Here is an 18970-nt window from a genome sequence, read left to right on the forward strand (position 1 = left end):
GAGAAATGCTGACAAAAAAACAAATCCGGCATTGCCTTGAGACAATGGGGGAAATGTTTCCGGATGCCCGCTGTGAATTGAATCATTCAAATCCTTTTGAGCTGCTGATCGCGGTAACATTATCCGCCCAGTGCACCGATGCGCTCGTCAATAAAGTGACAAAAAATCTGTTTCAAAAGTATAAAACGCCGGATGATTATATTGCCGTGCCGCTTGAAGAACTGCAGCAGGACATCCGGTCGATCGGCCTATACCGCAACAAAGCAAAAAACATCCAAAAACTTTGTCGGATGCTCATCGAGGAATACGGGCGGGAAGTGCCGCAAACACGTGAAGAACTAATGAAACTGCCCGGCGTCGGCAGAAAAACGGCAAACGTTGTCCTGTCGGTTGCTTTTGGCATTCCGGCCATTGCTGTCGATACCCATGTGGAGAGAGTAAGCAAACGGCTCGGTTTTTGCCGCTACAAAGACAGTGTATTGGAAGTGGAACAAACCTTAATGAAAAAAGTGCCGAAAGAAGAATGGTCGATCACGCACCACCGGATGATCTTCTTCGGCCGCTACCATTGTAAGGCCCAGCGCCCGCAATGTGAAATCTGCCCGCTTCTTGACCTGTGCAGGGAAGGGAAGAAACGGATGAAGCAGAAAGAGAACAAGAAATAACAATACAAAAAGCATGGAGAACTGATTCTCCATGCTTTTTTGGTGCGAACCGGCGGGAGCACAGGAAGCCATCAATCACGTGCTTTTTTATTCAGAACCGGTATTGTTATTTGCGGACGTGTTGCCCGAACTGTTTTCGTCTTTATTGGAACTGTTCCCGCCGTTCGTATTGGTCCCTTGGTTTCCGTTTGAACCGCTGTTTCCCTTGCCATGAGTGCCTGCTCCATTGTTTGCCGGTCTGTCATTTCCGCTTGAAGGGCCAGTGCCTGAACTGTTTCCTGGACCGTTGTTGTTATCTTTGTTGCTGTTGCCGTTTCCGCTGTTTTCCGAGCCGGTGCCGTTTGAATTGCCGCTGTTTGTTCCCTTGTCTGAGCCGGTGTTGTCTTTGTTTTCGCCGGACTGATTGGTGTCAGTGCCGGTATTGCTATTCGTATTTGAATTGTTTGCATCCGGTTGTTTTTGGGCATTGTCTTCCGGTTGCTTGTTTTGGTTATCATCCGCCTTCGTGTCCGTGCTATCCCCCGGAACCGTTACACTGGCGGATGCCGCTTTGCTTTTCACGCCATTTACCGTGGCGGTGACATTGAAGACATACGTTGCGCCCGCTTTCGGATTGGCAACGGTGATCGATTTTCCTGAAGTCGAACCGAATGACGCCGCGCTGCCGTTTATTGTGCCGGAGACGTTAAAGGTTGCACCTGATCCTTCATAATCCCAGGTAACCGTAATTTTTTTGCTGTTTGCATCATACGCTGCGTGAACATTTGCCGGCGCATCCTGGGTAACGGATTTTTTATCAATCGCTGTATCGATATGGCCGCGGATATACAATTCGCTTCCCATTCTGACGACACTTTTCGGCATCGTAAAGTCAGGCGTTTCTTTGCCTTCCGATACATAGCGCATCAAGTGGCGGTAAATTTGCTGCGCGACCGTTTGATACGGCCTTGTGACGCCATATTTTTTGCCTTTCTCGCTTTCGTATCCGGTCCATACAGCTAACGAATATCTTGTCGTGTAGCCCGCAAACCAGGAATCCCGCACAGAAGAACTCAAAATCCCGTATTTTGCCAGCTCATCTTTATCAAAATTCGTTGTGCCCGTTTTACCGGCGGCAGGCAATCCTGGAATATGGGCGGTTGTCCCGGTGCCTTTTGTCAGCACATCTTTCAGCACGTCCGTAATCATATAAGCCGTAAAATCACTCATGGCGATTTTGGACTGGACATGCGGTTTGATTTCCGTGACCCCGTCACGCAGGACAATTTTCCGGATGGCATGCGGCTTGTTGTATATGCCTTCATTGCCGAATGCGGCGTAAGCGGAAGCCATCTGCAGCGGTGAAACTTGCACCCCTCCGCCGATGGATGAAGATTCAACGATTTCTTTGCTGTTTAAATCAAGGCCGAGTTTTTTTGCAAAACGGATGGCCCTTTCCTTGCCGACTTCTTTATACGTTTCATAGGCAGGAATATTCCGTGATAAATACAGTGCCTTGCGCATGCTCATCTTGCCAAGGAACCGGTTATCCCAGTCATTAATCGGCGTTCCGTCCGAATAAGTGGTTGCCACATCGTTCAATTGGTGCCCGGTTGACCAGTGCAAGTACTCAATCGCCGGCCCGTAGTCAAGAATCGGTTTGATCGTTGATCCCGGCGAACGCTTCGTATCAACGGCATAGTTGAAGCCGCGGTCAAGTTTCATATTGCGCCCGCCGCCGAGCGCACGGATTTCGCCTGTTTTCGTATCGATCAGGGCAATGCCGGCCTGCATTTTTTTATCCGGATAATTGATGATCGAATTGGTGTTTAAGATTTTTTCCGTATATTGTTGTGCGGAAGAATCCAGGGTTGTATAAATGGTTAAACCATCGGCATACACATTATAGTTCCCGAGTTTCTGCACTTCCTTAATGACTTCATTGACAAAGGCAGGATATTTGTTCGCGTTTGTATTCCGCTCTTTTTCTTTGACCAGTCCGGCCGAAACCGGGGTGGCCTGCGCTTTTTCCATTTCTGCCTTTGTAATTTTATTGTTTTTGTACATCATTGACAGGACAATGTCCCTTCTTTTCTTCGTCAGATCCGGATGGTCAAACGGATTATAATTATTCGGGCTTTGCGGCATGCCGGCCAGTACGGCAATTTCCGGCAGTGATAATTTGCTTAAAGATTTGCCATAATAATGTTCAGCGGCTGTCTCAAAGCCGAAGACACCGTCTGACATATAGACTTTATTGACATACATTTCAAGGATTTCATGCTTTGTATATTTCCGCTCAAGCTGGATCGCTAGCCACGCTTCCTGGGCCTTCCGCTTTAATGTTTTTTCGTTTTTATTATTTAATGCCATGGAAACGACCTGCTGGGTGAGGGTGCTCGCCCCCTCGGATCCGAACCCTTTGGTAAAGTTTGCGACCACCGCACCCCCGAGCCGAATCGGGTCGATCCCGTGGTGATGATAGAACCGTGCGTCTTCCGTCGAAAGAATCGCGTTTTCCATCTGTTTTGGAAGCTCTTCATAATCAATATATTTCCGGTTCTGTGCCCCGAGCGTTGCGACTGTTTTGTTGCTTTTATCCTTAATCACCGATGGAATCGGGTCGGATAACTGCTTCTTCGTCAGTTTTGGGGAGCTGCTTGCGTAATACGCAAAAGTGCTGATTCCCGCAATGACTCCGGCCAGCCCGACAAGAAAGCAGACAAGAATGAGCCGATTTATAAATGTTAAAAATTTGTTTTTCGGTTTTTTCCTCTTCTTTTTATGTTGATTTGCCTGCATTTGTTTCCGGCGTTCTTCGCGGGATTGGTATTTTTCTGCCATGCTCAGCATTCCTTTCTTCTAAATCTGAAAAAGCCGATTTAGATTCAAAACATATTGTTGCCGGATCCGTCAATCATCCGGCCGGGCAACAACTATAAAGCATACAATTGTTTTAAAACGGCGATGTAATCAATTCTCGGCCGGTATCCAACCGGTATAGGGTGCCCGTTTTCTTCAATTTCTTCTTTTTTTATCGATTTTCTCCCTCCGGCAAGCATTCTATCCCAATAAAAAAATAAATGGCGGGATTCCAGCAAAAAAATTTCTTCTTCCTTCGCAAAACGGAGAATGACAAAGCAAATTCCGCCTTGCGCCACCACCTGTTTCATATGGCTGATTTGATGCTCATGGAAGTTATGAAGCGGAAAAGAAGTATGGTTTTGCGTTTCCTTTGCTTCAAAGTCTATATATTTACCGTTCATCACCCCGTTGTAATCGGTTGTGGACGGCTGTTTAAAATAGGCTTCTTTAATGACGGCTGTGCTCCGTGACTGATAATCGACCTGGACAATCTGGATCGGGGTCGGTTTTTTATGGATAACGGCAATGCCTTCCTGCAAATAATAAGCATTGGTTTCATTCAGATCCTCTTCCAGTGTCATCCCGCGGTTGCCGTATAAAATTTGGTTCGCATTTTTCCGTCCGGCTTTGTTTTTTTTCCCTTTATACTTTTTTCCGTTTGGATAACGCAATTCCATGTTCCCTCACCTCATAAGCTAAATTATATCATAGCAGAACAGACAAAGAATATGTAATAAAAAAAACAGTCTTTCGGCCCCTTTTGCGCCGGCGGGGGACAAGGAACCGGCCTGCCCGGTTTTTTTCGCTAAAAACAGGCAAAACAAAAAGCAAGGAAACATTTCCTTGCTTTTTGCTTTCATTAGGTGGAAGGGCGGTCAGGGCCGTTCAGCTTCTTATCTCCTTTTGCCAAAGACCCTTTCTGTTCCCGTGCTTTTTTCTGTTGTTGTGCTTTGTTGTCATTCGTTTTCATGGAAACCCACCTCCTGAAATTGGTGTCACCGGATTTTCCGGCATATTTATTGTTTGCAGTTCCGCCTTTTGCATACATGCCGGCACGAAAGTTGGCGCAGCCGGGAAAAATGCGCCCAAAATGGAGGCACGCTGTCGAAAGAAAACGCAAAATGAAGAAACCCGTTTTCTTTGCCGAATTGCTTCTAGTTTTGTCAGGCATGAAGGGACCGGGCCGCCTGGCAGAGAATGAATAGGCATGATGAAATTCAAGGGGGAAAACAAATGATACCGAAAGCCGCATTTTTAAACGGGCTGGAAAAAATGGAAGAGGCACTCGAAAATATTGGGACAGAGATCCGGCATAAGGCGGAGAAGGAAGCAAGAAAGCAGTCGATAAAGCAGTGGTACCATTTGAAAAAAGCAGAAATGAAGCTGGATCATTTGGAAAAAAGGGCGGAAGCATTCAGAAAAACATACAGGGCGGAAAGCTTGCGGATTGATGAAAACAAAAAAACTTCCTAAAATGAAAGAAGTCTCCCGTAAAAAAACCCGGCGAAGGGAGAATATCCGGTTAGAAGGGTGAACAGAAATGGAAGAAGGGCAATTACAAGCGTTAAACGAGCAGCTGATTGCGTACACGCTTGAGCTTTACGACCTGTACCAGGAAGTAAAGGAAACAGGGGTGGAAAAGGATTTTTTCAGCGAAGTCAAGCCTTTTTGCGATACGTTGCAGGATGCCATTGACAGGTGGCTCCCGGCCGCAAAAGCATGGGTGGAAGCCCGGAGGCCGGCGCATCTTTTTCCGTCCCAGCTTGAACATACGGCCGAAAATTTGCAAATGGTTGCGGTGCGTGCTTTTTACCCGTCATCGAGCCGCAAAATGATGCTCGACCATTTTCAGTCGGTGAAATATATTCTCCAATGCTTGCAGGAAGCATTGGAGAAATCGTAAAGGATATGGACACATCACCAATTGCCAGATGCCACATACATTATTGGTGAAGCAGGCAGGAGGCGATGGCAATGCGCGTTTTTCAAGATCCTTACATCAGCCGGCGCACAAGAAACATAGGACGGTATCCTGTAATGCCGGGGGCCGGTCCGTATTACCCGCAATTTCCATATCCCGGGCAGCATTCCCCGCATGTTTATGGATACCCCCCAGCGCCGTATCCGTACGGCCAGCATCCGGGCGGGTACGGTCAGGCCTGGCATATGCACGGACAAAGCGGCCAGCATGCCGGGGAAGAAGCTGCCATGCATTTGTTCGGAAACCCGCTCGAGGCAGCTGAAAAGCCAAACACCCAGCACGGTGCGGCAGGGTTCGGCCATCCGTACCCGCATCAGCCTGTTCCGCCAAAGCCGCCGCAAATGGGGGGATCTTTTTTGAATTCCTTCAAATCCCAGGATGGCTCCATTGATTTTAATAAAATGGTCAATACTGCCGGACAGATGATCAATGCGATTAATCAAGTATCATCGATGGTCAAAGGGCTCGGGGGCCTGTTTACAAAATAGGCTTCCGGGCCGTTTTGCTTAAAAAAGGGACAAAAAACGGAAAAAACCGGGACGCTCCCGGCCTCTTATTCAATCCTCAGCTTTTTTTTCTTTCCTTTCGGCATCAAAATCACAAGCAGCCCGTTTTCAAATTTTGCCTGAATCTGATCCCCGTCCACCAGTGGCGGCAGGGGCACCGTCCGGCTTATCCGGCGGAATGCGCTTTTCTTTTCGTAAGCTTTTTTCGTTTCATCCAAACTTGAAACGGCTTCCTCATGCCTGGCGCTAATGGTGAGATATTGATCATAAACTTCAATCTCAATCTGGCCTTTTTCATACCCGGGCAGTTTGGCTGTCAGTACATAAGCTTCATCTTTTTCTTCAAGGCGGACCGGGATCGTATCAAAAGAAAAAAATTCATCGAGATTCTCAAAAAAATGTTTGACCGGTTTTTCCTGAAAAAATTGGTCCATCGCTTGCATCAGCCCGTAAAAAGGATGCTTTTCATCCGGGCCGGATAAATTGGACATCGGCAGGCTCCTTTCTTATTGATGATAAAGAAAATGAATGGTTGCACAGCACTCTTTCGCTGTATAATATGAAAACCAAGCGGAAAATGTGAAAGAATGCTTTTAAAACGAACGTCTATTCGATATAATAGATAGCGGGGTGAGGAAAGATGTTCAGAAAAAAGAATTTGCAGGAAATATTGGAGCAGTTGCAGATGGACCGTTCTTTCCAGGAACGGATTGTCCATTGGCATACGATTGAAGGAAAGCCGGCTGTAACGGTGCCTTTTCCTGGCAGCATCACACCGGCTGTGCTTTCGGCACTCGAAAAAAGAGGAATTTCGTCATTGTATACCCACCAGGCAGAGGCATATCAGCTTGCCATGGCAGGAAAAGATTTTACGGCCGTTACCCCGACTGCATCAGGCAAAACGCTTTGTTATAATCTGCCTGTGCTCGAGACCATCCTTCAAAACCCAGATGCACGCGCGCTCTATATGTTTCCGACAAAAGCGCTCGCGCAGGACCAGAAAAGTGAAATAAACGAAATCATTGAAGAAGCCGGCGTGCCGGTAAACAGTTATACATATGACGGGGACACGCCTTCAAATATCCGGCAGCGCGTTCGCAAAGCCGGCCATATCGTCATTACCAATCCGGATATGCTGCATTCCGCCATTTTGCCCCACCATACAAAATGGGTGTCGTTTTTTGAAAATCTAAGATTTGTGGTGATCGACGAACTGCATATATACCGCGGTGTGTTCGGCAGCCATGTCGCCAATGTGTTGCGCAGATTAAAGCGGATTTGCCGTTATTACGGGAGCGATCCGGTTTTTATTTGCACGTCCGCGACGATCCAAAACCCGAAAGAGCTGGCGGAAAAGCTAATCGGCAAAAAAATGGAACTGATTGACCAAAACGGCGCGCCAAGTGGAACGAAGCATTTTCTTTTTTACAACCCGCCGCTTGTGAATAAGCCGTTGAACATCCGGAGAAGCGCCACGCTTGAAGTCCGGAAAATTGCAGGGGAACTTTTGAAAAACAAAATCCAGACGATTGTTTTTGCAAGAAGTCGTGTGCGCGTCGAAATCATCTTAAAATACTTGCAGGAACTCGTAAAAGATGAACTCGGGGAAAAGTCGATCATGGGCTACAGGGGAGGATATCTTCCAACGGAGCGGCGGAAAATCGAGCAGGGATTAAGAAATGGGGACATATACGGGATTGTCAGCACGAACGCCCTCGAGCTCGGTGTCGATATCGGCCAGCTCCAGGTCTGTATTATGACCGGCTATCCGGGCACAATTGCGAGCGCCTGGCAGCAGGCCGGGCGCGCAGGAAGAAGGCAGGGGGAATCGCTCGTCATCCTTGTTGCCGGCTCAAGCCCGCTTGACCAGTACATCATCCGTAATCCGGGCTTCTTTTTCAACCGGTCCCCGGAGACAGCGCGCATCAACCCCGATAATCTTGTCATTTTAGTGGACCATGTCAAATGCGCTGCATACGAACTACCGTTTAAAAAAGGGGAAACGTTTGGCAACGTTGAAATCGAGGACGTGCTCGAGTTTTTAGCGGATGAACGGATTCTCCACCGGCGCGGGGATGCCTGGTACTGGATGAATGATGCTTTTCCGGCCCACAATATCAGCCTTCGTTCCGCGTCGCAGGAAAATGTCGTCATTATCGATATGACCCATGCGCCGGATGTGCGCGTGATCGGTGAAATGGACCAGTTCAGCGCGATGACATTGCTCCATGAAGAGGCGATTTATTTGCATCAGGCGGTGCAGTATCAGGTTGAAAAGCTGGACTGGGAAGAGAAAAAGGCATTTGTCCGTGAAGTCGCTGTTGATTATTACACGGATGCCAATCTGGCGGTGGAGCTGAAAGTGCTGGAACAAGACCGAAAGACCGTTTTGCAGGATGCCATCATCGGCTATGGGGATGTGATGGTCCGGGCGATGCCGACGATTTTCAAAAAAATTAAATTTAACACGCATGAAAACATTGGCTCGGGGCCGATCCACCTTCCGGAAATGGAACTGCACACGAATGCCGTTTGGTTTTCCATGGGGGAAGATGCGGTGCCAAAACATTTGCTGGAAGGCGCGCTTACCGGCGCTGCGCACGCACTCCAGTCGATTGCGCCGCTTTTTGCCATGTGTGATGCCCATGATATCCAGGCCGTGCCCCAGGTGAAAGCGATCCATGACGAAAAGCCAACAATCTTTTTGTATGACCGGTATCCGGGCGGCATCGGCCTGAGTGAAAAAATCTATGGCGGGGCTAGGGAAATTTTGAAATCTGCAAGAGCGATGGTTGTAAACTGCCCTTGCGAAGACGGGTGCCCTTCCTGTACGGGCGCAGAAACGGCTGCCGCGGGCGCAAAACAGGCCGCCGTCCGGCTGTTTGATTTCTGGCTCGGGGCGATCAAAGGAGGGGCGCAACATGCCGGGATTAAAAGATAAATTAAACCGGATGAAAAACCATATCGTGAGAGACCAGCCTGAGCCTGCCGAACGGGTGGAAGCATCCCAGACCGATTCTGTTCCTTTCTTTGAAATGTGGGAAAAGGCGGGCGCTTCGCTGTATGATTTGGATGGCGAGTACTGCCTCATCCGTGAAGTCCGCTACCCGCTTGAAACAAAGCACGGCAAATATGCTTTTCGCGACTATTTTGATGCCGTCAAACTGTGGCAGCAAAAGCCGGTCCGGCACCCTTTATCCGCCAAAGGCTACAGCCCGTTTGATTTGTTTTTTTTCGATACCGAAACGACCGGCCTCGGGGGAGGGGCGGGCAACACGATTTTTTTGCTCGGATATGCTTCCTTTACCGAAGAAAATGTCATTTTAAAACAGCATATTCTTCCGGAACCGGGGCTTGAAGTGCCGCTTTACTACAGTTTCCTGGAAAATATCGATTACACTGCGCTCGTTACATATAACGGGAAGGCGTTTGACTGGCCCCAGGTAAAGACGCGCCATACGCTTATCCGCGACCACGTGCCGCGTCTGCCTGAATTTGGCCATTTTGACTTGTACCACGCGGCAAAAAGGCTGTGGAAAGATGAACTTGGGTCCGTGAAATTAGCGAATGTGGAGCGTGAAATTCTGGGAGTGGAACGCGAGGAGGATATTCCGGGATATTTGGCGCCGATGATTTATTTTGATTTCGTTGAGCGCAAAAATCCGGAAGGCCTGCTTGGCGTCATCCGCCATAACGAAGAGGACATTTTATCGCTTATTTCTTTGTATACCCACCTTACGTTTCAAATTCTTGAGACCGACCCAAACCAGACGGCAAAGGAAAAACGGCTTATCGGGAAATGGTTTGAATATATCGGCGAAGATGATGCCGCCGTGAAAAGTTTTGAAGCGGCCGCCGGCGAAAATGATCTGGCTGCCAAACACCGTCTGGCCTTCCAGTATAAAAAACAAAAAGCATACAGGAAAGCCGGAATGCTTTGGGCTGAATTAGCCGAAAATGCGCCGGATACGATCAGAGCCGAAGCGTGCATTGAGCTTTCCAAACTGTATGAACACAAGAAAAAAGACCTTTTGCAAGCCGTCCGCTATGCCGAAAAGGGACTGGAAATTTATCAAAAGTACGGCAAGTTCGGTTCAGGGAAATGGAAAAAATGCTGTTTGGAAACGGAAAAACGCCTTTTACGGTTGTACCGGAAAGCCCAAATCCCGGCGAGATCCTCTTTCAGCAAGGAAATGTCCGGGAAAAGAACCGGTTTTTAACCGCTATTTCCTGGGCAAGCGCATGATTCGACGGGGAATTCGGGATTTTGAAACGCCCCTTGTTGGGATTTGTCGGTTTCTTTTGGATCAGAGAAAAATGCGCGTCCTTTGTCGATTTCCGCCATTTTTATTGCAGTCCGCCAAAAGTCCCGTTAAAATGGTTTTTGATCAAAATGAATTGTTAAAGAGGTCGAAAAACGATGCACCGGGCGACGTGGGAGAGGGAGTTGTGGATTAAAACGGCAAATTGGGTTTTTTCCTTAGTACATGTTCCCTTTCCGAGTCATAGGTTAGTAGTGTAAGAAAAAAGACGTCTGATGATGAAAGGAGATCGGAACATGTTTCACCACCATTGCCCGCCGCGGATCATGCCGGCTGTTGTGCATCCGACAAAATGCTGCGTTACGCACACCGTCCAGGATGTCATCGTGCCGCATGTTTTCCCGACGCATACAACCCATGTGAATCACCATGTATTTCATCAGCAAAACTACTTTCCGCACACGGAATCGTACGTCAATCAAACCGATCCGGGAACGGTCAGCAACTTTTTTGATCCAGTCAAACCGCACGGGCCGAAGTGCTGCTGACAAATGGACGGCAAGGGCAAACCTTGCCGTCCTGCTTTTAGGAATACAAAAAACGAGGAGCGAAATGCATTGGGAAAAGTTGTCGCCATTACAGGTTATAAACCGTATGAACTGGGGATATTCGGGACGGACCACCCGGGTATTCGCTATATCCAAACGGCCATCAGAAGGCGGTTAGTGGAATTGCTCGATGAAGGGTACGAATGGGTCCTCATTTCCGGGCAGCAGGGCACCGAACTTTGGGCCGCTGAAACCGTTTTTGATCTACAAGCGGAATACCCGGAACTTAAACTCGCTGTGTTAATGCCATTTGAAGGGCAGGAAGAAAAGTGGAAAGACGAACAAAAAGCATACTACGAGATGGTGCTTTCCCAGGCCGATTTTGTTGCCGCCATCTCGAAAAGGCCGTACGAAAGCCCGCAGCAGTTCCGCAATAAAAACCGGATTTTCTTACATAAAAGCGACTGCCTGATGATTGTGTATGACGAAGAACGCGAAGGGTCTCCGAAATACTTGTTCGAAGCTGCAAAAAAGTTCAGCGAATCGCATCCGTATGACATCCGCATCATTGACTTTTACGATTTACAGGCAATAATAGAAGAAGAACAGACAGATTTTTAGGCAAGCTGTGGTACAATTGACAAATAAAAAGGTTTTTGAAAAAATGAAATTATGTCTGGGAGATGTAAGGTGGTGCAAACATGTTATCGGATCAAATTAAATTGACGGCGAAAGACATTTTGGAAAAAGAGTTTAAAACGGCTGTCAGAGGCTACCGGCAGGAAGAAGTAGACAAATTTTTGGATCTGATCATAAAAGATTATGAAACGTTTAATCAGACGATTGAGGAGCTCCAGCAGGAAAACCTCCGGCTCAAAAAGCAGGCGGAAGAACTGGCAAAACGGCAGCCTGTACAGCAAATGACCGGGACAACGAATTTCGATATTTTAAAACGGCTGTCCAATCTTGAAAAACATGTTTTCGGCAACAAATTAAATGAATAGCCGGCTAAAAAATGTGTGAAATTTTTCTGTGGAAAAGGGCACGGGGAAGCGGCATAAAAAAACAGACAATCGCTTGCCCGAACCCGGTATGGCAATGCAGGGGGAAGAAATTGACACATCCGTTAAAAATTACAGCTTGCAAGTCCCGGTTTCTTTTTATATAATAGATAAGCGTTGTGAATAACGTTCGGGTAATCGCTGCAGCCTGAAAACGGCTGTTGAGGAAAGTCCATGCTCGCACGGTGCTGAGATGCCCGTAGTGTTTGTGCCTGGCGAATTCATAAGCCAGGGCAGCCTTGATTCAAGGCTGACGGCAGGGAAAACGCCTAAACCTTTAACGGCATGGCGGAGTACCCTTGAAAGTGCCACAGTGACGAAGCTTTACGGGAAACCGTAAAGGTGGAACGAGGTAAACCCCGCAAGTGAGCAACTCAAATCATGGTAGAGGCACTCTTTCTGAGGAAATGAACGAGGAAAGAGACAAGCGTATTGCTTGTAGATAGATGATTACCGCCTTCGTACGAGATGACGCCACATCGTTTGCAGTACAAAGGCACAGAACATGGCTTACAGAACGTTATTCTGGCTGAATCGGAAGAATCGGGCCGGCGCTGCGGTATTTTGATATACAGCAGGCGCCCGGCCTTTTTTATACATAATTTTTTAAAACGTGTTATTTGGTACGGCATGCCATACAATAAGAAATATTAGACGAGAGATGGTGGGAAAATGTCTGACTTTCAATTGATCGCGACAAGCGCAATGGGGATCGAGGCGCTTGTAGCAAAAGAAGTGCGCGCACTCGGCTACGACTGTACGGTGGAAAACGGGAAAATCGAATTTGCCGGGGATGAATCGGCGATTGCCCGTGCCAATCTTTGGCTGAGGTGCGCGGACCGCGTCAAAATCAAAGCCGCTGAATTTAAGGCGGAAACTTTCGATGAACTGTTTGAAGGGACAAAAGCGGTTCCCTGGGAGGATTTTCTGCCGCGCGATGCCGAGTTCCCCGTCACCGGAAAATCGGTCAAGTCAAAGCTATTCAGTGTCCCGGACTGCCAGGGGATCGTCAAAAAAGCAATCGTTGAACGGCTAAAGTCCCGCTATAAAGGAACGAGCTGGTTTGAAGAAAACGGCCCGCTTTTTAAAATTGAAGTGGCGTTATTGAAAGACGTGGCCACGATTACGATCGATACAAGCGGGGCCGGGCTGCATAAACGCGGCTACCGCGCGGCGCAAGGGCCGGCGCCGATCAAAGAAACGCTTGCCGCCGCGCTGATCCGGCTGACAAACTGGCACCCGGACCGGCCGTTTCGCGATCCGTTTTCCGGCTCCGGCACGATTCCGATCGAAGCTGCGCTCATCGGGCAAAATATTGCACCGGGTTTTAACCGCGATTTTTTATGCGAAACATGGCCGTGGATGAGTGAGACCGTCTTTGAAAAAGCGCGCGAAGAAGCGGAAGATCTCGCCCGGTACGACCAGCCGCTTGATATATCCGGTTCAGATATCGACCCCGGGATGGTTGAAATCGCACGGCAAAATGCCAATGAGGCAGGACTTGGCGGCATCGTCACGTTTAAACAGATGCAGGTGGCCGATTTTACGGCGCAGGAAGCATACGGCACGATTGTGGGCAATCCGCCGTACGGTGAGAGAATCGGTGAACGGACGGAAGTGGAAAACATGTACCGGGAGATGGGCCGGGCATTTGCCAAGCTTGACACATGGTCAGTTTATATTTTGACGTCGGACGAACAGTTTGAACGCGCATACGGCAAAAAAGCGACGAAAAAGAGAAAGCTTTATAACGGGTCGATCAAAACCGATCTGTACCAGTTTTGGGGACCGCGCCCGCCGCGGAAAACAGAAAACTAAGCAAGCCGAATGGTTATCGTTTGTGCGCCGCGTGAAACATGATAAGATGGACGTGCAAGTGATTTGACGGGAGGCATGATGATGGGAACAGAGTCGATTGAAAAACTGGAGCAGGACTTTTTGACATATGTCAAAAAAATCAAAGCTTATGAAGAAGCGCTCGCCCTCATATACTGGGATTTGCGGACCGGCGCGCCGAAAAAAGGCGTCGGGCAGCGCGCGGAAGTGATCGGCATTTTATCGGGTGAAGTCTTTGACATGCAAACTTCAAAAGAAATGGCCGAATTTTTGGAGAAGCTTTTGCCGCATCGGCAGCAATTGCCGGAACGGACAGCCGGTACATTGGAAGAATGCCGGAAAACATACGAACGCAGCAAAAAAATCCCGCCTGACGAATACCAGGCTTATACGGTGCTCGTCTCGAAAGCGGAAAATGTTTGGGAAGAAGCAAAGGAAAAAGCAGACTTCTCCTTGTTCAAGCCTTATCTCGAACAAATCGTGGCATTCAAAAAGAAATTTGTCCGCTACTGGGGGTATGAAGGCCATCCGTATAATCCCCTGCTCGATCTGTATGAACCGGGCATGACGGTCGATGTACTCGACCGTGTATTCGAACAAGTGAAAGATGCGATTGTGCCGCTTGTCCAGAAAATCAGTATGTCGGAAGAAAAACCGGATACGGCATTTCTTTTTCACCCATTCCCGAAAGAAAAGCAAAAAGCGTTTACGCTTGAAATACTAAAGCAAATGGGCTTTGACTTTGAGGCGGGACGGCTGGATGAAACGGTGCATCCGTTTGCAACCGGCATCAACCAGGGGGATGTGCGGATTACGACACGTTATAATGAAAACGACTGGCGCGTCGATGTGTTCGGTGTCATGCATGAAGGCGGGCACGCTTTGTATGAGCAGCATATTTCAAAAGATCTGTCGGGTACGCCGCTTGCAGAAGGCGCGTCAATGGGGATACACGAATCACAATCCCTGTTTTTTGAAAACATCATCGGCCGTTCTTTTCCGTTCTGGAAGAAAAATTATCCGCTTTTGAAACAGTTTGCATCCGGGCAGTTTGATGACGTGCCGCTTGAAGCATTTTACCGTGCAGTGAACGAGGCGAAACCATCCCTGATCCGGATTGAAGCCGATATGCTGACGTATCCGCTTCATATTATGGTGCGGTATGAAATTGAAAAAGCGCTCCTCAATGATGAAATCGAAATCGGGGACCTCCCGGAAATCTGGAATGCGAAATATGAGGACTATCTTGGCATCCGGCCGGCACATGACGGGGAAGGCGTCCTCCAAGATGTGCATTGGGCCGGCGGGGATTTCGGCTATTTTCCGTCTTATGCGCTCGGCCTGATGTACGCCGCCCAGTTCAAACATGCGATGTTAAAATCGCTTCCAGATTTTGACAAGCTTGTGGAATCGGGCAATCTGGAGCCGGTCCGAGAATGGCTCACGGCGCATGTTCACCGGTTCGGCAAATTGAAAAAACCTGCCGATATTTTGCGCGATGCCACTGGTGAAGCGCTCAACCCGAAATACTTGATTGATTACTTAACCGAAAAATATACCGATGTATACCGGATCAAAGATTAAGATAGAACTTTCGGCTAACAAACAGTGCGGCAGCCGCCGGTTTCAGAAAGAAAACCGGAAACCTGCGTATGCTGCAGATCCGGTGTGCGTAGCCTAACACAGGCAATTGTAACGATGGAAAAAACGGTGGATATTCCGGTTTTTCTATCCATGTTGCCCGCCGACTTTTCTGTAAAATTTTCGGCGGATGTTGCCTGCATTTTGCCAAACGCGAACAAAAAGAAAGACGGAAAATCCGCCGTTCGGAAATTTCGTCTTTACATGCCGGAAAGATACCCTTATACTTTTATTATAAAAACTGAACGCATTCACTCATATAATCGCGGGAATATGGCCCGCAAGTTTCTACCAGGCTGCCGTAAACGGCCTGACTATGGGTGGGCAATGGGAACGTTGTGGATGTTCCTTTTCCTTTTTGCACATGAAAAAGCTCAAAGGCGTTGCTTACTCCATTTTTTGTGGGTGCAGCGGCCTTTGGGCTTTTTTTCTGAAGGCCGCATGTTTCAATCAAGATCAATGCAGCGAAGGCAAAGAGGAGGAAAAACATTGAAAGCTTTACAAGAAAAAATTAGAAAAGATGGCATCGTGCTTTCGGACGAGGTGCTGAAAGTGGACGCTTTTTTAAATCATCAGGTCGATCCTGTCCTTATGAAACAGATCGGGGAAACATTTGCCGGGCTGTTTAAGCAGGATGGTGTAACCAAAATTTTGACGCTCGAATCTTCTGGTATTTCGCCCGCATTAATGACAGCACTTGAATTAAACGTTCCGATGGTTTTTGCCCGGAAAAGAAAACCGTTCACGCAGGACGCGGACGTATATGAAGCTTCCGTTCATTCATTTACAAAACAAACAAACCATATCATTTCCGTTTCGCGCGCTTTTTTAAATCAAGCTGACCGGGTGCTTATCGTCGATGATTTTCTCGCAAACGGCCAGGCAGCAGAAGGGCTGATCGATATAATAGACCAGGCGGGGGCTGAACTTTGCGGCATCGGCATTGTGATTGAAAAAGCATTCCAGCCGGGCGGAAAAAGGCTGCGCGACCGGGGCATCCGCGTGGAGTCGCTCGCATCCATCCGGTCGCTTGAAAACGGTACGGTCACATTTCAAGAGGAGGCGCATGCCAAATGAAACCGGAAAAAACGAAAATGACCGTACTGGCGATCCAGCACGTTTTGGCGATGTATGCGGGTGCTGTCATTGTGCCGATTATTACCGGCAGTTCCCTGGGGATGAACAGCAGGCAGCTGACGTATCTTGTTTCCGTTGATATTTTCATGTCCGGCCTTGCGACACTGCTGCAAATCTGGAAAAACCGGTTTTTCGGCATCGGGCTTCCGATTGTGCTCGGCTGCACCTTTACCGCTGTTGGGCCGATGATCGCAATCGGCAAGCAGTACGGCGTTTCAGCTGTGTACGGCGCCATTCTCGTATCAGGGCTGTTTGTCATTTTGATCAGCAAATTTTTCAGCAAGCTGGCCCGCTTTTTCCCGCCAGTTGTAACTGGGTCGGTTGTCACGATTATCGGCGTGACGCTTATTCCGGTTGCCATGAAAGATATGGCGGGCGGAGACGGAAGCAAAGATTTCGGCTCCCTGACCAATATTGCTCTTTCATTCGGCACTTTGCTCATTATTGTCCTTTTGCAGCGGTTTGCAAAAGGGTTTATCCGTTCGATCTCGATTTTAATCGGGCTGGCAATCGGCACCGTCGCGGCTGCATTGTTCGGAAAGGTCAGCTTTGCCCCGGTTGCGGAAGCCTCATGGGTGCATATCGTGCAGCCGTTTTATTTCGGCATGCCGACTTTTGAGTGGAGCGCTTGTATCACGATGATCCTTGTGGCGCTCGTCAGTCTTGTGGAGTCTTCCGGTGTTTACTTCGCTTTAAGCGGGATCACCAAACAGCCGCTCCATGAAGATGACCTTGCGAGGGGTTATCGGGCTGAAGGTCTTGCCGTCATGCTTGGCGGATTATTTAATGCTTTCCCGTACACCGCTTTTTCTCAAAACGTCGGCCTCATCCAGCTTTCGGGCGTGAAATCGAAAAACGTGATGGTACTTGTCGGCTCCTTTTTGCTCCTTTTTGGGCTGATTCCGAAATTAGGCGCCCTAACGACGATTATTCCATCTTCCGTACTCGGCGGGGCGATGATTGCGATGTTCGGGATGGTCATTGCGTCAGGCATCAAAATGCTAAGCAAAGTCGATTTCGCCAATAACGAAAACTTGTTTATCATTGCCTGTTCAATCGGGATTGGCCTTGGCGTCACGGTGGTACCGGATATTTTCAAAGGTTTGCCATCGAATATCCAGCTCCTTACGCAAAGTGGGATTGTCGCAGGCAGTGTGACGGCGATTGTGCTGAATCTTTTTTTCCATATCCTTCCGAATAAACAAGCGGCAAAAGCAAAGGTGAAAAAAGTCGGGACACAGGCATCCTGACAGCATGAAAAAAGCTGAACCGGAATCCGGTTCAGCTTTTTTCGGGTTAATTTAAATCGCCGGTATTGATGACCGGCTGTGCGGCCCGGTCGGATACAATCGAAACCATCAGATTGTTGATCATCACCATTTTCCGCTCTTCGTCCAGTTCAAAGCCGTCTTTTTCCAGTTGCGCAATCGCCATCTGGGCATGCCGACTGCCCCTTCCACGATTTTTTTCCGGGCGGCAAGAATGGCGGAAGCTTGCTGGCGCTGCAGCATGACGCTGGCAATTTCTGTAGAGTAGGCAAGGTGCGTGAGGCGCGCTTCCATAATTTCCACGCCGGCAACGTCAAGGCGCGGCTGGAGTTCCTCTTTTAAATGTTTGGAGACTTCCTCCCCGTTTCCGCGCAGTGAAATTCCTTCTTCCTCCGCGCTGTCATAAGGGTATTTTGTGGCAACATGGCGGAGCGCCGTTTCGCTTTGAATCTCAACAAATTCCTCGTAGTCCTCCACATTAAACACGGCTTTTGCAGCATCCACTACACGGAACACGATGACTGCCGCAATTTCAATCGGATTTCCGTCCACGTCATTCACTTTTAATTTGGCGCTGTTAAAATTCCTTACCCGCAACGAAACGCGCCGCCTTACACTGAGCGGGATCGTTACGTAAAAGCCGCTTTCCCGGATCGCGCCTACATAGCGGCCGAAAAAAGTGACAACCAGCGCCTGATTCGGTTGGATGACACAAATTCCCGAGACAAGCAGGACGCTTATGGCAAGCAGGACAATACCGGCAAAAAAATTGACGGCAAAAAGGAAAAACAAACCTAGAAGCGCGAAAACGACAATCGCTAAAATCCCGAGAAAACCGTTTATGTGCCAGGCTTTCTTTTCGGACATCTTATCCCCACCTCTTTTAATTTCTCTTCACTTCATCATAACATGCCGGCATATTGCCGTCACGCTGAGGCGGGGAAAATCCCGTACTATTTTAACAAAACAAAAAGCCGCCGAAGTGTGGCGGCTACTGCCGGTTTGACTGCCATTCCTGAAAGGAGCCCGTTCCGTTGCATCCGGAACAGTCAAACGGATAAGCGTATTCGTATGCGGCCGGCATGATAAAACCGCGCCCGCCGCAATCCGGACATTTGTTTTGTTCCTGCATCGTGGATATGTATTTTTCACGTCTTGCGGACTGCCAGGCAGAAAGGGAACGAAATAATCCCATCTGCGGTCACCTCCTGATACAGCCAT

18 protein-coding genes, 1 other RNA gene, 1 pseudogene and 1 riboswitch are annotated in these 18970 nt (G+C 48.4%); of the genes and pseudogenes, 14 read left to right on the forward strand and 6 right to left on the reverse strand.

Features of this window, described 5'->3' with window-relative positions; genetic code table 11:
* Positions 1 to 5 precede the first annotated feature (5 nt).
* Complete coding sequence (gene nth, locus ABR335_RS08835; RefSeq protein WP_014098191.1) at positions 6 to 665, forward strand: endonuclease III; 660 nt, start codon at positions 6 to 8, stop codon at positions 663 to 665.
* An 87-nt stretch (positions 666 to 752) separates the two neighbouring features.
* Here nth and ABR335_RS08840 read toward each other — a convergent pair whose 3' ends face one another.
* The 3 genes from ABR335_RS08840 to ABR335_RS08850 all read right to left on the reverse strand — a co-directional run bounded on the left by ABR335_RS08840 (position 753) and on the right by ABR335_RS08850 (position 4479).
* Positions 753 to 3488: a PBP1A family penicillin-binding protein gene (locus ABR335_RS08840; RefSeq protein ID WP_350346120.1), complete on the reverse strand. Its 2736-nt coding sequence runs from the start codon at positions 3486 to 3488 to the stop codon at positions 753 to 755.
* A gap of 92 nt (positions 3489 to 3580) precedes the next feature.
* Positions 3581 to 4186 (reverse strand): Holliday junction resolvase RecU, encoded by a 606-nt coding sequence (recU, locus tag ABR335_RS08845; protein WP_014098194.1) that lies wholly within the window; start codon positions 4184 to 4186, stop codon positions 3581 to 3583.
* Positions 4187 to 4368: 182 nt separating this feature from the next.
* Positions 4369 to 4479, reverse strand: a complete 111-nt coding sequence (locus ABR335_RS08850) for a hypothetical protein (protein WP_014098195.1) — start codon at positions 4477 to 4479, stop codon at positions 4369 to 4371.
* A 263-nt stretch (positions 4480 to 4742) separates the two neighbouring features.
* Between ABR335_RS08850 and ABR335_RS08855 the strand changes: the two genes are divergently transcribed.
* From ABR335_RS08855 to ABR335_RS08865, 3 genes are all read left to right on the forward strand, one after another.
* A complete protein-coding gene (locus tag ABR335_RS08855; RefSeq protein ID WP_014098196.1) occupies positions 4743 to 4982 on the forward strand; it encodes a hypothetical protein in 240 nt (79 codons plus the stop codon).
* A 67-nt stretch (positions 4983 to 5049) separates the two neighbouring features.
* Complete coding sequence (locus tag ABR335_RS08860) at positions 5050 to 5412, forward strand: YppE family protein (RefSeq protein ID WP_014098197.1); 363 nt, start codon at positions 5050 to 5052, stop codon at positions 5410 to 5412.
* A 71-nt stretch (positions 5413 to 5483) separates the two neighbouring features.
* Positions 5484 to 5978, forward strand: a complete 495-nt coding sequence (locus ABR335_RS08865; protein WP_350346121.1) for a YppG family protein — start codon at positions 5484 to 5486, stop codon at positions 5976 to 5978.
* Positions 5979 to 6043: 65 nt separating this feature from the next.
* On the opposite strand, the gene ABR335_RS08870 is transcribed toward ABR335_RS08865, so the two are convergent.
* Positions 6044 to 6487 carry an Hsp20/alpha crystallin family protein gene (locus ABR335_RS08870; RefSeq protein ID WP_014098199.1) on the reverse strand — a complete coding sequence of 148 codons (444 nt, stop codon included), beginning with the start codon at positions 6485 to 6487 and terminating at the stop codon, positions 6044 to 6046.
* 149 nt (positions 6488 to 6636) lie between these two features.
* On the opposite strand from ABR335_RS08870, the gene ABR335_RS08875 reads away from it, so the two are divergent.
* From ABR335_RS08875 to ABR335_RS08920, 10 genes are all read left to right on the forward strand, one after another.
* Positions 6637 to 8937, forward strand: coding sequence for a DEAD/DEAH box helicase (locus ABR335_RS08875; RefSeq protein ID WP_350346122.1), 2301 nt, complete (start codon positions 6637 to 6639; stop codon positions 8935 to 8937).
* Positions 8918 to 10216, forward strand: a complete 1299-nt coding sequence (locus ABR335_RS08880) for a ribonuclease H-like domain-containing protein (RefSeq protein ID WP_014098201.1) — start codon at positions 8918 to 8920, stop codon at positions 10214 to 10216. The genes ABR335_RS08875 and ABR335_RS08880 overlap by 20 nt, the downstream gene beginning before the upstream one ends.
* A 338-nt stretch (positions 10217 to 10554) precedes the next feature.
* On the forward strand, positions 10555 to 10806 hold the full coding sequence (locus ABR335_RS08885) for a CotD family spore coat protein (RefSeq protein WP_014098202.1): 252 nt from the start codon (positions 10555 to 10557) through the stop codon (positions 10804 to 10806).
* A gap of 69 nt (positions 10807 to 10875) precedes the next feature.
* Positions 10876 to 11427, forward strand: coding sequence for a DUF1273 domain-containing protein (locus ABR335_RS08890; protein WP_014098203.1), 552 nt, complete (start codon positions 10876 to 10878; stop codon positions 11425 to 11427).
* An 80-nt stretch (positions 11428 to 11507) separates the two neighbouring features.
* Positions 11508 to 11810: a cell division regulator GpsB gene (gene gpsB, locus ABR335_RS08895; protein ID WP_013859462.1), complete on the forward strand. Its 303-nt coding sequence runs from the start codon at positions 11508 to 11510 to the stop codon at positions 11808 to 11810.
* A 183-nt stretch (positions 11811 to 11993) separates the two neighbouring features.
* Positions 11994 to 12385, forward strand: an RNA gene (gene rnpB / locus ABR335_RS08900) — RNase P RNA component class B.
* A 154-nt stretch (positions 12386 to 12539) separates the two neighbouring features.
* Positions 12540 to 13685 (forward strand): THUMP domain-containing class I SAM-dependent RNA methyltransferase, encoded by a 1146-nt coding sequence (locus tag ABR335_RS08905; protein ID WP_035188103.1) that lies wholly within the window; start codon positions 12540 to 12542, stop codon positions 13683 to 13685.
* Between the two features lie 81 nt (positions 13686 to 13766).
* A complete protein-coding gene (locus ABR335_RS08910) occupies positions 13767 to 15287 on the forward strand; it encodes a carboxypeptidase M32 (protein ID WP_350346123.1) in 1521 nt (506 codons plus the stop codon).
* 292 nt (positions 15288 to 15579) lie between these two features.
* A riboswitch (purine riboswitch) is annotated at positions 15580 to 15681 on the forward strand.
* A 152-nt stretch (positions 15682 to 15833) separates the two neighbouring features.
* Complete coding sequence (locus ABR335_RS08915; protein ID WP_014098206.1) at positions 15834 to 16421, forward strand: xanthine phosphoribosyltransferase; 588 nt, start codon at positions 15834 to 15836, stop codon at positions 16419 to 16421.
* The gene (locus ABR335_RS08920; RefSeq protein ID WP_014098207.1) at positions 16418 to 17731 is read left to right on the forward strand and encodes a nucleobase:cation symporter-2 family protein; all 1314 of its coding nucleotides are present in this window, start codon (positions 16418 to 16420) and stop codon (positions 17729 to 17731) included. The genes ABR335_RS08915 and ABR335_RS08920 overlap by 4 nt, the downstream gene beginning before the upstream one ends.
* 46 nt (positions 17732 to 17777) lie before the next feature.
* Here ABR335_RS08920 and ABR335_RS08925 read toward each other — a convergent pair.
* Both ABR335_RS08925 and ABR335_RS08930 read right to left on the reverse strand, forming a co-directional pair.
* A pseudogene (locus tag ABR335_RS08925) lies at positions 17778 to 18616 on the reverse strand (SPFH domain-containing protein).
* A 124-nt stretch (positions 18617 to 18740) separates the two neighbouring features.
* Positions 18741 to 18944 (reverse strand): hypothetical protein, encoded by a 204-nt coding sequence (locus tag ABR335_RS08930; RefSeq protein WP_014098209.1) that lies wholly within the window; start codon positions 18942 to 18944, stop codon positions 18741 to 18743.
* Positions 18945 to 18970: the final 26 nt, after the last annotated feature.

The organism is Heyndrickxia faecalis, assembly GCF_040267745.1.
GTDB lineage: Bacteria > Bacillota > Bacilli > Bacillales > Bacillaceae_C > Weizmannia > Weizmannia faecalis.